The organism is Niallia sp. FSL W8-0177 (assembly GCF_038006285.1).
GTDB lineage: Bacteria > Bacillota > Bacilli > Bacillales > Cytobacillaceae > Niallia > Niallia circulans_A.
This window is the reverse complement of the sequence record NZ_JBBOUX010000001.1, coordinates 3,008,620-3,021,242: the sequence shown is the minus strand read 5'-3', so window position 1 is coordinate 3,021,242 and position 12,623 is coordinate 3,008,620. Positions and strand designations below refer to the sequence as shown.

11 protein-coding genes are annotated in these 12,623 nt (G+C 34.4%); 9 read left to right on the top strand and 2 right to left on the bottom strand.

Annotation, left to right across the window (positions count from 1 at the left end):
• Positions 1-57: 57 nt before the first annotated feature.
• From NST77_RS14965 to NST77_RS14950, 4 genes are all read left to right on the top strand, one after another.
• Positions 58-432 carry a winged helix-turn-helix transcriptional regulator gene (locus NST77_RS14965; RefSeq protein WP_095330446.1) on the top strand — a complete coding sequence of 125 codons (375 nt, stop codon included), beginning with the start codon at positions 58-60 and terminating at the stop codon, positions 430-432.
• Positions 433-717: 285 nt separating this feature from the next.
• Positions 718-1,743 carry a LacI family DNA-binding transcriptional regulator gene (locus tag NST77_RS14960; RefSeq protein ID WP_123258168.1) on the top strand — a complete coding sequence of 342 codons (1,026 nt, stop codon included), beginning with the start codon at positions 718-720 and terminating at the stop codon, positions 1,741-1,743.
• Positions 1,744-1,800: 57 nt separating this feature from the next.
• Positions 1,801-3,465 carry a glycoside hydrolase family 13 protein gene (locus NST77_RS14955; RefSeq protein ID WP_341123154.1) on the top strand — a complete coding sequence of 555 codons (1,665 nt, stop codon included), beginning with the start codon at positions 1,801-1,803 and terminating at the stop codon, positions 3,463-3,465.
• 101 nt (positions 3,466-3,566) lie between these two features.
• Positions 3,567-4,064, top strand: a complete 498-nt coding sequence (locus NST77_RS14950; RefSeq protein ID WP_341123153.1) for a hypothetical protein — start codon at positions 3,567-3,569, stop codon at positions 4,062-4,064.
• A gap of 100 nt (positions 4,065-4,164) precedes the next feature.
• On the opposite strand, the gene NST77_RS14945 is transcribed toward NST77_RS14950, so the two are convergent.
• Entirely contained in the window at positions 4,165-4,563 is a 399-nt protein-coding gene (locus NST77_RS14945; protein WP_171509903.1) for a hotdog fold thioesterase, read from the bottom strand.
• 176 nt (positions 4,564-4,739) lie between these two features.
• Here NST77_RS14945 and NST77_RS14940 point away from each other — a divergent pair, with 176 nt between their 5' ends.
• The 3 genes from NST77_RS14940 to NST77_RS14930 all read left to right on the top strand — a co-directional run bounded on the left by NST77_RS14940 (position 4,740) and on the right by NST77_RS14930 (position 9,634).
• Complete coding sequence (locus NST77_RS14940) at positions 4,740-5,189, top strand: MarR family winged helix-turn-helix transcriptional regulator (protein WP_095330454.1); 450 nt, start codon at positions 4,740-4,742, stop codon at positions 5,187-5,189.
• Positions 5,190-5,215: 26 nt separating this feature from the next.
• The gene (locus NST77_RS14935; RefSeq protein ID WP_095330455.1) at positions 5,216-8,341 is read left to right on the top strand and encodes an MMPL family transporter; all 3,126 of its coding nucleotides are present in this window, start codon (positions 5,216-5,218) and stop codon (positions 8,339-8,341) included.
• 255 nt (positions 8,342-8,596) lie between these two features.
• Positions 8,597-9,634, top strand: a complete 1,038-nt coding sequence (locus tag NST77_RS14930) for an AI-2E family transporter (RefSeq protein ID WP_095330456.1) — start codon at positions 8,597-8,599, stop codon at positions 9,632-9,634.
• Between the two features lie 46 nt (positions 9,635-9,680).
• Here NST77_RS14930 and NST77_RS14925 read toward each other — a convergent pair whose 3' ends face one another.
• A complete protein-coding gene (locus tag NST77_RS14925; protein ID WP_171509900.1) occupies positions 9,681-10,520 on the bottom strand; it encodes an undecaprenyl-diphosphate phosphatase in 840 nt (279 codons plus the stop codon).
• 268 nt (positions 10,521-10,788) lie between these two features.
• Between NST77_RS14925 and NST77_RS14920 the strand changes: the two genes are divergently transcribed.
• Both NST77_RS14920 and NST77_RS14915 read left to right on the top strand, forming a co-directional pair.
• Complete coding sequence (locus tag NST77_RS14920; protein ID WP_123258163.1) at positions 10,789-11,754, top strand: PfkB family carbohydrate kinase; 966 nt, start codon at positions 10,789-10,791, stop codon at positions 11,752-11,754.
• 303 nt (positions 11,755-12,057) lie between these two features.
• Complete coding sequence (locus NST77_RS14915) at positions 12,058-12,606, top strand: hypothetical protein (protein ID WP_163187811.1); 549 nt, start codon at positions 12,058-12,060, stop codon at positions 12,604-12,606.
• Positions 12,607-12,623 lie beyond the last annotated feature (17 nt).

Sequence of the window (12,623 nt, the reverse complement as noted above, 5' to 3'; positions counted from 1 at the left end):
TTTTTTATATAGTGTCTAAAAGTATACTAAGTATCATTTAAGGAAAGAGGAATGATGATGGAACGAATGGCAGGCAAAGAATTTAATTGTGAGAAAGAACTAACCTTAAGCATAATAGGCGGAAAATGGAAAATGCTAATCCTTTGGCATTTGGGTAAAGAAGGAACAAAGCGATTTGGTGAACTAAAAGCTTTAATTCCCGGAATTACACAGCGTATGCTTGTCAACCAATTGCGTGAGTTAGAAAATGACTATATAGTAAAACGAGTTGTCTATCCAGTTGTCCCTCCAAAAGTAGAATATTCCTTAACAGATGAAGGGAAATCGCTTATGCCCATTTTAGATGCTATGTATAGCTGGGGACGAAATTATATGGATACGGTACTTGAAAATCCTCCGATGATAAAGGAATTAGAATCGATAGACAAATAATGTTAGGATAATAAATTGACTGATTTTTTTCTAGAGAGTCAATAATGAATGAGAATATATGTGACAACATAGGCACAGAGAGTGATTCTCTGTGCCTATACTGTAAAAAAAGGGAATATAAATCCTGTCATCTAAATATTTTTTATTGATATAAAGCTCTTCCTATGGTATATTCTACATATGTTAGTGCAATCGTTTGCACAAAAGGTGAATGATAAAACAATTTTTTTAATATAAAATGATAGCGTTTACCATTGTAGTGCTGAAAATAACGGAGGGGAAAGTATGGCAGTAACCATTAAAGATGTTGGTAAATTAGCAAATGTTTCTCCATCCACTGTTTCAAGGGTACTGGCGAATCATCCGAAAATAAGTGATGAAACGAAGCGCAAAGTCCGGGAAGCAATGGAGGAATTAGGATATCATCCGAACCTTCAAGCAAGAAGCTTAGTAGTTAAGAGTACGAAAACAATCGGAATTGTCATGCCACACTCGACAGAGAGAGTGCTAGAAAATCCATTTTTTCCAGAAGTTTTAAGAGGTATCAGCTTGGAAGCAAGAAAAAGTCAGTTTGGCATTTATTTAACAACTGGGGCATCCGAAGAGGAAATATTGCAGGAAGTAATCGAGATGGTACAGGGAAAAAGGGTAGATGGCATTATTCTATTATATAGTAAAACGAATGACAAAATTATGGATTATCTTTTACTAAATAAATTTCCATTTACTGTTATTGGGAGACCCTATCAAAATGCTGAAAGAATTACATTTGTGGATAATGATAATGTGTTTATTACGAAACAAATTACCGAGTACTTAATTCAATTAGGTCACCAGAAAATTGCCTTTATTGGAGCCAATATGGAAATGGTTTTTACGATTGATCGTTTGAAAGGTTTTAAACAAGCATTAAAGGAAAATGGAATTGCTTATCAAAAAGAATTAATTATTTATGATAAGGAATTAGTGGATCGAACAAAAGAGAAGCTTATGGAGATTTTGAATTTGGAGAGTCGACCGACAGCGTTTGTTGTCTCAGATGATTTTATTGCGATTGAATTAATTAGCTATGCAGAGGAACTTTCCATATCTATTCCAGAAGATTTATCCATTGTCGCATTTAATAATATTTCAACTGGTAAGTATATGAAGCCTTCCTTAACAAGTGTCGATATTAATATTTTTCAGCTTGGTGTTGAAGCAACCAAATGCTTACTAGATGATATTAAATATCCTAATGCTGTAACTAAGCGAATTACCGTACCTGCGAAAATGGTGGAAAGAAACTCTTGTTGTCGAGTAGCGGAATAAAACAACCTTTAATGTGGTAATAAAACAGAAATTAGATGTAGAAAGGGAGAAATTATAGTGACTCAAAAGTGGTGGAAAGAGGCAGTAGCTTATCAGATTTATCCTAGAAGTTTCATGGATTCAAATGGAGATGGAATAGGGGATTTAAAGGGAATTATAACTAAATTAGATTATTTAAAAGAACTTGGGATTGATTGTATTTGGATTTGTCCAATGTATAAATCGCCAAATGATGATAATGGCTATGATATTAGTGATTATCAAGATATTATGGATGAGTTTGGAACAATGGATGATTTTGACTTGCTTCTATATGAAGTACATCAACGTGGCATGAAGTTAATTATTGATTTAGTAATTAATCATACAAGTGATGAGCATGAATGGTTTGTAGAATCTCGGTCTTCCTTAAATAATCCGAAAAGAGACTGGTATATTTGGAGAGATGGAGTAGATGGGAAGGAGCCGAACAACTGGGAAAGTATATTTGGAGGCTCTGCTTGGAAACTGGATGAGGCAACTGGACAATATTTTATGCATATTTTTTCAACAAAACAGCCAGATTTAAATTGGGAAAATGAAGAAGTAAGAAAAGCTCTATACAATATGATTAATTGGTGGCTTGACAAAGGTATTGACGGTTTCCGAATTGACGCCATCAGTCATATTAAAAAAGAAGAAGGATTAAAAGATATGGATAATCCACTAGGCTTAGACTATGTCCCATCTTTTGATAAGCATATGAATGTAGAAGGAATTCAACCATTTTTAGAGGAGTTAAAGAATGAGACATTTGCTAAATATGATATTATGACGGTCGGAGAAGCCAATGGTGTAAAGGTGGAAGAAGCAGAGCTATGGGTGGGAGAAACAAAAGGGAAATTTAATATGGTTTTCCAATTTGAACATTTAGACTTATGGGATAACGAAAAAAATTATGGCGTCGATGTTATGGAATTGAAACAGGTTTTAAATAAATGGCAAAAGGGTTTAGAAAACAAGGGATGGAATGCTTTGTTTATTGAAAACCATGACAAAGCAAGATCTGTTTCTACATGGGGAAACGATAAGGAATATTGGAAAGAAAGCGCCAAGGCGTTAGGAATGATGTATTTCTTTATGCAAGGAACTCCATTCATTTATCAAGGGCAAGAAATAGGAATGACAAATGTTCAATTTCCTACGATAGAGGAATATGATGACGTGGCAACGAAAAACCTGTATAAATTGAAACGGGAAGAAGGATTTAGTCATAAGGAAGTAATGGAGATTATTTGGTCTACTAGCCGTGATAATTCCAGAACTCCAATGCAATGGTCAAGTGATGAATATGCTGGTTTTTCTGATCATACACCTTGGATGGGAATGAATCCAAACTATTTAGATATCAATGTGGAAAGTCAAAAGCAAGATCCAGATTCTATCTATCATTTTTATAAGAAGATGATAGAGTTGAAAAAATCAGGTCCAATTTTAACATATGGAACTTTTGATTTAGTGGATGAAGAGAATAAACAGGTTTTTGCTTATACTCGGACCCTAGATGATAAGAAGATGGTGATCATTTCTAATTTATCAGCAGAAGAGGCAGTGTTTGAAAATCGTGTCGTCGAATTGGAGCATGAAAATCTACTGTTAGCAAATTACCCAGTTGAAGAACATGAGCCAACTACTTCTATTTCATTGAAACCGTATGAAGCAAGATTGTATACTTGTATATAAGATATAGATAAGAGAAAAGTGCACGTAAAAATCAATTTGCTGATTTTTACGTGCACTTTTTGTGTTGATTGGAAAAATAAGCGCTGAATGGGGGGAGAAAATTGAAGAAATCAGCCAAAGAGAGGGAGGAATCAGCCAAAGAGCCGAAATATCAGCCAAAAGGAAGAGAGAATCAGCCAAAGAGCCGAAATATCAGCCAAAAGGAGGGAGGAATCAGCCAAACTCCTGAAATATCAGCCAAAGGGAGTGGGGAATCAGCCAAAGAGAGGGAGGAATCAGCCAAAGAGCCGAAATATCAGCCAAAAGGAAGAGAGAATCAGCCAAAGAGCCGAAATATCAGCCAAAAGGAGGGAGGAATCAGCCAAACTCCTGAAATATCAGCCAAAGGGAGTGGGGAATCAGCCAAAGAGAGGGAGGAATCAGCCAAAGAGCCGAAATATCAGCCAAAAGGAAGAGAGAATCAGCCAAACTCCCGAAATATCAGCCAAAAGGAAGAGAGAATCAGCCAAACTCCCGAAATATCAGCCAAAAGGAGGGAGGAATCAGCCAAAGAGCCGAAATATCAGCCAAAAGGAAGAGAGAATCAGCCAAACTCCTGAAATATCAGCCAAAGAGCCGAAATATCAGCCAAAGGCAAGGAGAAATCAGCCAACCGCCCACAAATATCAACTAAAATGAAATTTCACCTCCCAATTCCTCCTATTTCTCTAAAGAAATTACTGCCAGCGTACACCGTGAGATGCATATTAATTCCTTTTTATCATTCGCTAATTTAATTTCGTAAACCATACTGGATTTTCCTTGATGAATAACTGTAGCAGTTGCGGTTACAAGACCTTCTTTTACCGAGCGAATATGGTTTGCGTTTATTTCTTGGCCAAACACCGCTTGTTTTTTGGGATCAATTAGACTAGCTGCCCCAATGCTTGCAGCAGTTTCTGCTAAAGCTACGGAAGCTCCGCCGTGTAGATAGCCGAAAGGTTGTTTTGTTCGTTCATCTACTGGCATCGTCGCAATGCATACCCCATTTTTTACTTCAACAATATTGATTCCTAGACTTTCCATAAGTGTATTTTTCATTGAGATATTTGTAAACATATTCTTATTCTCCATTAATTTTTTACTTATTATAGCATAATCAATTAATGGAGGAAGTATTGCATTCTTAGTGCTATTGTTATTTCTTTTTTGGCATGAAAATTTTGTATTGACATAAAAATAAAAATAAAGTTAAAATGTTTAATAGTTAAACCCTTTAACTAAATAGATGTGGGGTGAATATTATTAATCGAGCAGAGATAAATCAGATTATTGATCGATATGTAAGTATAAATTTTTCTGTTAATCGTAAATTTGATCAGTTAATTAGACAAGAAATAGGAGATGTTCTAACAACAGAACAGCATTTTACAATGCGCCATATCAACAATGTGGAAGTATGTACATCTACAGAGCTTGCGATTGTATTTGGGGTGAAAAAAAGTGCCATTACTCCGATCATTAACCGCTTAGTTGAAAAGGGATGGGTTGAGAGAACAAGAGATGAAAAGGATAGGCGTGTGATTTATTTAACTTTAACTTCAGCAGGAAAAGTGATATTTGGCGAGATGGAGAAAAAAATTCAAAGTGTGATTGTGTCTGTTATTTCACAATTTGATCAAGCTGAAATTCAAAACTTTATAGACACGTATGCCAAGCTAGATAGATTAATTGAAGAGAAATAAAGAATAGAAGCTGGAGGGGAATAAAGTTGAATGCTATTTTAAAAGGAAAATGGTTTATCCTTGGAGCGTGGATTATCGCTATAGTCGGCTTATTTATAATAGCTCCAAATATGGGAGATTTAGTGAAGGAAAAAGGGCAGATTACCATTCCTGATGAGTATTCTTCTTCTGAAGCTGGAAAAATTCTTGATGAGATTCAGAATCAGAAAAATGCAGGAGAACAGTCAACAGTGGCATTAGTTTTTCATAATGATAAGAAGTTGACGGAAAAAGATATTGCGGAAGCGAAAAAAGCAGTGGATGCATTAGAAGCCAACAAGAATAAGTTAGGAATTACAGATATACTTTCCTCGTTTGAAAAGGAGGAATTAAAGGACCAATTGGTTTCAGATGATGGAAAAACCATCCTCACATCATTGACTATTAGTTGGAATGATAGAGAAGCGGAAGAGGTTAGCGACGCATTATATAAAACAATTGAAAAATACGATGTGGATCACTATTATACCAGCAACTGGATGATTGATCAGGATTTAGTAAATAGTTCTCAAGAGGGATTAAAGAAGACAGAAGGAATCACGGTTGTCTTCATTCTGGCTGTATTGTTAATTGTTTTTAGATCGGTAGTTGCGCCATTTATTCCTTTAATTACAGTAGGACTTACATACTTAGCGTCCCAATCTATTGTATCTATTCTAGTAGATAAATTTAATTTCCCACTTTCTACGTATACTCAAATTTTCTTGGTTGCTGTTCTCTTTGGAATAGGGACGGATTATTGTATTCTACTATTAAGTAGGTTTAAAGAGGAAATGATGCATCGGGAAAGTATTTGGGAATCGATAGTAGAAACATACAAAAATGCAGGAAGAACGGTCTTTTTTAGCGGTGTTGCAGTAATGATTGGTTTTGCCGCGATAGGATTTTCTAAATTTGTGCTTTACCAATCTGCCTCAGCCGTAGCAGTAGGGGTAGCTATTTTACTCATCGCCTTATTTACGGTTGTACCAATTTTTATGCTGTTATTAGGGAAGAAATTATTTTGGCCATCTAAAGGGTCGGCAGAGCATGGAGACAGCAAAATTTGGGAAATAGCAGGTAATTTCTCTATAAAAAGACCGCTGCTATCTTTATTGGTTGTAGCATGTATTTGTATTCCATTCCTTGTTACTTATGATGGTGATATTTCTTTTAATTCTTTAGAAGAAATTGGGGATGATTATTCATCGATAAAAGCATTTAATGCAATTGCGGACAGCTTTGGACCAGGAGAGTCCATGACAACAACGGTTATTTTAAAAAATGATGACGAATTAGATACAATAGAGTATTTATCTTTAGCAGATACGATTACAAATGAATTAGCTAAAGTAGATTTAGTCGATAAAGTTCGGTCTGTAACGAGACCAATGGGAGACTCCATTGAAGATCTTTATATTTCTAATCAAGCGAAATCCTTGGAAGAAGGTTTGGGCCAAGGAAAAGAAGGAATTGATCAAATAAGTAAGGGGCTTCACAGTGCCGGAGATGAACTGCAAAAGTCAGGACCACAGTTGAATGATGCAGCAGATGGGATTAATGGGCTCATTAAAGGCACAAATGATGTGAAATCTGGTTTGGGAGAAATTCAAACTAATTTAGAAAAAATTGAACAAGGCATTCGCCAAGGGTCTGCTGGTTCTGATCAAATAAAGTCAGGATTACAACAGGCAAAAACAGGGGCAGAAGCACTGTTGAATGAGCATAATAAATTACAAGCTGGATATAAAGAGGCAGAGAAGGGTCTATCCGCTATTCTAGGGGAATATCAAAAAATCAGTTCAGGTTTAGAGCAATTAGCACAAGGCCTAAATAAAGTCCCAAAAGAATCATTTAGTTCCTTAGAAGGAACTTATGCTGGAATAGCTGATAACCCAGCATATAAAGGAATTAAAGCAGGATTTTTAGGAGCACAACAACAATTACCCGTAATTAGTGCTGGTATCGATCAATTAAATACAGAGTTAGCTAAATTACAAACAGGCATAAGTAAAGCGAATGCAGGCTATACAGAAATATTAAAAAATCAAGCAAATATTTCGACTGGACTGCAGCAATTACTAGATGGCATTGACCAACAGCAAAAGGGATTAGACCAATTAGCAGATGGTCAAGGGCAGATCGTGAACAATATGCCTAAATTAACGAATGGATTAAGTAGTATTAATGATGGGCAAAAGCAATTACTAGATGGCTTTAATAATATAGGTGGTCAGATTGGCCAATTAACGGATGGATTATCACAAAGTGCTGAAGGATTAGATCAAGTATCAGATGGCTTAGGTTCTGCTACGGATTATTTATCTGGATTATCTAAAAACGAAACAAACAGTTTCTACATTCCAGATGAAGTATTAGCGAGTGATGAATTTAAAGGGGCTTTAGATACGTACCTATCCCCTAGTCGCAAAATCATGACATTTGATGTTGTATTCTCCGACAATCCATATTCAAATGAAGCAATTGATCAAATTGATAGGATAAAAGATAGGGTTGATCAAGTAACAAAGGGAACTAAGCTTGAAAATGCGGAAGTTGCTGTTTCTGGTATTACTAGTACCAATGCAGATCTTCGCACTATGTCCAATGCCGATTACACAAATACTGTTATTTGGATGATGATTGGGATTTCGATTGTTTTAATCTTTTTATTCCGGTCTATCATTATGCCAGCTTATATTATTGGATCGTTAATTTTAACATTCTATACAACACTTGGAATAAATGAGGCAATCTACGTGAATCTGCTTGGTTATTCTGGGATCAGTTGGGCAGTACCATTCTTTGGATTTGTTATTTTAGTAGCTTTAGGTGTGGATTATAGTATTTTCCTTATGGATCGATTTAATGAATATAAGAATTTAACGATAAAAGATGCGATGTTAGAAGCAATGAAGAAGATGGGAACGGTCATCATTTCTGCGGCTATCATCTTAGGGGGAACATTTGCAGCGATGATGCCATCAGGAATGTTATCTTTATTACAGATAGCGAGCATTGTATTAGTTGGATTATTCCTATATGCATTTATCATCTTGCCATTGCTTATACCTGTTCTTGTAAAGAATTTTGGGGAAGCAAACTGGTGGCCATTTAAACGAGTAAAGGATTAATAAGCAAGAGGAAGGCATTTAGGGGATAACCTTAAAGCCTTTCTTTTCATATGGACTGTGATTTTGTTGCAATTGGAAATTGGATAAAGCAGAATGGATTAAATGGAAATTTTTCTTTAGATAATGGAATTGAAATTAATCTGTGAAAAAACAAACATTTTTTCTTGTTATTTTTCATTTTTGGATTAATAATAAAGGATAAAGAAAGGAAATTTTATTGTAGTTAGGTATTTTAAATCGTCAGGAGTCTTATGCATGGAGATGTTGCTTCATTTTTTTCAAAAAAAAGCAGTAAAAAGATTTTTAATTTTGTTTTTAATTGGTTTGATCCTTTACTTTGTACGTAGTATGGTAAATCTCATTTTATTTACTTTTATATTTTCTTACTTAATGGATCGACTTGTTCAGTTTTTTACAAGCAAATTTGCGATAAAACGAACGATTGCAGTTATTTTGCTATATTTTACTGTGTTATTTTTGCTCATATATGGGATTTCCACCTATTTACCTGTTGTCATCCAGCAAATCTCGATTTTGGTTATCCAAATCACAGACTTTTATATGCAGCCACATGACAATGCAGTCTTGAATTTTATAGTTAATACAATAAATAATCTTAGTGTAACGACCTATTTACATCAGGGCTTTACCTTTATATTTAAGTATTTTACAAATATATGGGGAAATCTGCTTCAAGTGTTTATGGCGATAGTATTAAGCCTATTCTTTTTGTTGGAAAAAGAAAGATTACGGGTGTTTGCTACTCGTTTTCATACAAGTAAAATAGCATCCATTTATTTTGAATGTAAATATTTCTGTAAGAAATTTGTGGCAACCTTTGGAAAAGTAATAGAAGCACAATTTATAATCGCTCTTATTAATTGTGTGTTAACGACCACTGCTTTGTATTTCTTAGGCTTTCCTCAATTATTTGGATTAGGTATTATGATTTTCTTACTAGGTCTAATACCAGTTGCCGGGGTTATTATTTCCTCTATCCCATTATGTATTATCGGTTACACGGTCGGAGGAATATCACATGTCATTTCAATTGTTATCTTAATTGTGGTAATTCATGCGCTTGAAGCATATATATTAAATCCTAAATTAATGTCTTCTAAGACCGATTTACCAGTTTTTTTCACATTTATTGTTTTAATATTTTCCGAACACTTCTTTGGAGTATGGGGATTAATTGTAGGCATTCCGATTTTTATATTCTTGTTAGATATATTAGAAGTGAAGAGTGAAAAACAACGAAAAGAATCCATAAAGAAAAATAGGTGGACATAAACAAAAAGTCATCTCAGAGGAGATGACTTTTTGTTTATAAATATTATTAAATAAACACAACAATGATAATGATAGCAAGCACAATACGATAAATCGCAAATGGTGTTAATTTAATTCGATCGATTAGCTTTAAGAAGAATCGTATAGAAATTAATGCGAAAATAAACGCACTGATAAATCCAACGATAAAGAATGGGAGAGCAGCAGATGTGATGTATTCCCAATTTTTTAGTAAAGAGATAAAGCTTGCACCAGCCATAATCGGTACTGCCATGATAAAGGTAAAGTCAGCTGCTACCCGGTGGCTTAGCCCCATCAGTACACCGCCAGATATCGTTGATCCAGATCTTGAAAAGCCTGGCCATAGGGCGATACATTGAAATAAACCAATAAAAAATGCTTGCTTATTTGTAATTTGATCCAACGAAGTCGTGGTTGGTTTCTTCTTCTTTTGCGTAAAGTCTGCGATAATCATTAGGATTGCACCCACAATTAAAGCATATATAACCGTTTTAAAATTAAATAGATGTTCATCTATGTAATCATTAAAAAGAAGTCCTAAAACAGCAGCTGGAATTAACCCAATAATAACTTGTACTAAGCTTAATTTATGTCCGACTACTTTTTCACCATTAATTGTTTTTTTCAAACCAAGAATATTTAAGAAACGATCTTTAAAGATGATTACTACTGCCAAAATCGATCCTAATTGAATAACAACTTTAAAGGTATTAGCTACTTCAGGTGAAAAAATTTCCCCTGACTTTAACCATAAATCATCGACTAGTATCATATGTCCAGTTGATGATACAGGTGCAAATTCCGTCAAACCTTCTACTATGCCCAAAATAAAGGCAACTATTAAATCCCATAAATTATCCAACATTTTTTCACTCCTATTTTATCCATTCATTCCCAAATTATATTCTTACTCGAAAACATACGCCTATCTATCATATCAAAATTTTAGCAAAAGCTGAATGATATATTGAATATAAAATTAGACTTAGTTGTAAATTCCATTTTTTTGATGGAAAAATACATAAAGTATAACGTAGAAAGAAATACAGAAGTTTCATTAATTAATATTAGCGAAAGAAATAAAAGAAGATATACTAGAAAGATAGAAAAAGATAGAGAGGAAGAATCACGAAATGGAACGAAAAGGAATCCTGTCTCTTGGCGATGCGTTTATCGATTATGTTTCACAATCGAGTGATAATAATTGTTTTGAAAGAAGTTTAGGGGGAGCTTCTGTGAATGTTGCAGTACATATCAGTAGATTTGCTATTCCTAGTTTTTATCTTACGAAACTAGGAAGTGGAGAAGATAGCCAATTTGTCGAAAAGGAAATGTTAAAAGAAAAAATAAATCTTAAAGACAGCGTTCGTACACCAACCAAGCAAATATCGAAAGTATATGTTCATTTAGATGCATCTGGAGAGAGAGAGTTTCATAAATATGAAAATGAAACGCCGAATGAAGTGGTATTAGAATCAGATCTTAAGGAATCATCTTTTGAAAATAAATCGATCTTTTATTTTGGTTCTGGGACACTCTTTCATCCAAGTGCAAGAGTAGCAACAAAGAAGGCGATTGAAATCGCAAAGAAAAAAGGCTTAATCATTGCTTTTGATGCAAATATTCGGATTAAAAGATGGAATAATGAAGAGGAATGTAGACAAGTGATCATGGAATTTTTGTCTTTTGTAGATATCCTAAAAATGTCAAAAGAAGAACTTCTCTTTTTATTAGAGATTCAATCGGTAGAGAAAGGCTTAGCAAATTTGGAGAAGTTCCAAATACCTTTCAAGTTAATTACTTTGGGTGAGAAAGGGGCAATTGGACAATTATACGAGGAAAAAGTCCAAATGGCTGGAAAGGTGATAAAGGCAATAGATACGAATGGTTCAGGCGATGCGTTTATGGCAACGATTCTTGCTTGTATTTATGAAAAGGGATTTCCAGCTTGTAAAAAAGAGATGGAGTCTTATATAGATCAAGCCAATAGGTTGGGGGCAATAGTAGCAACAAAGGTTGGTTCCTTGCCGATTCTTCCAGATTACCAAATGATTATGGGAAGAGCTGAATCACCATTACTCAATGAGAACGAAGTATAGGGGAATTGTGGTTACACAGATACTGTGCTAGAGTTGAAAACTGGCAAAGAAAGCATGATTTTTTAAATAAGGCACACTTACTTATAGAGAATTATTATCTTTCTAAGTAAGTATGCTTTTTATGTAACTTTTTTAAGTCTAAAGACGTAGATAAAAATAATACAAGAGTTTGTTTCCAGTCGGCGGTTAACTCTATATGATATCAAAGAGGAGTCTTAAAGATTATAACTTTTGCTTAAAAGTGTTTACAAAGGAAGCAGCTATTTCGATAAGAAAATTATAATGTGAAGGAGGGGTGTTTGTGTGACTGAAAGAAATGTATATATTATTTTAACGGATACAGGCACTTTATTTACACGTTGTATTAAATTTTTTACAAGAAAGCCCCATAATCATGCATCTATTTCTTTTGATCCGCAATTAAATGAAGTTTATAGTTTTGGAAGAAGAAAGCCAAGCAATCCATTTATCGGGGGATTTGTGAAGGAAAATGTGCAGCATAGTTTTTTTCGAAACAGTAGGTGTATTATTTATTCCATTTCTGTGACGCAAACACAATATGAAAAAATGAAGAATAAAATTGAGCAGATGGAGAAAGAACAAAGCAATTATCGATACAATTTACTTGGGCTTTTATTTATTTTACTAAAAATCCCATATAATCGTAAAAATGCTTATTTTTGTTCGCAATTTGTTGCATCGATTTTGCATGACAGTGGTGTTCTATTTTTTAATAAGCCTCCATGTTTAATGACCCCTTATGATTTATTAGATGAATACAAAATGCAAAAAGTCTATGAAGGGAAATTACATCGATATCATCCACTTGTTTTTAGAAAGCCGGCAGCATAATGCATTTATTTATTTTT

What these genes read in the sequence shown, in the direction of transcription:
- NST77_RS14920 (WP_123258163.1), top strand. Translation starts at nt 10,789, where the DNA reads ATGGAACGAAAAGGAATCCTGTCTCTTGGCGATGCGTTTATCGATTAT.
- NST77_RS14945 (WP_171509903.1), bottom strand. Translation starts at nt 4,563, where the DNA reads ATGTTTACAAATATCTCAATGAAAAATACACTTATGGAAAGTCTAGGA.
- NST77_RS14930 (WP_095330456.1), top strand. Translation starts at nt 8,597, where the DNA reads ATGGAGATGTTGCTTCATTTTTTTCAAAAAAAAGCAGTAAAAAGATTT.
- NST77_RS14960 (WP_123258168.1), top strand. Translation starts at nt 718, where the DNA reads ATGGCAGTAACCATTAAAGATGTTGGTAAATTAGCAAATGTTTCTCCA.
- NST77_RS14965 (WP_095330446.1), top strand. Translation starts at nt 58, where the DNA reads ATGGAACGAATGGCAGGCAAAGAATTTAATTGTGAGAAAGAACTAACC.
- NST77_RS14925 (WP_171509900.1), bottom strand. Translation starts at nt 10,520, where the DNA reads ATGTTGGATAATTTATGGGATTTAATAGTTGCCTTTATTTTGGGCATA.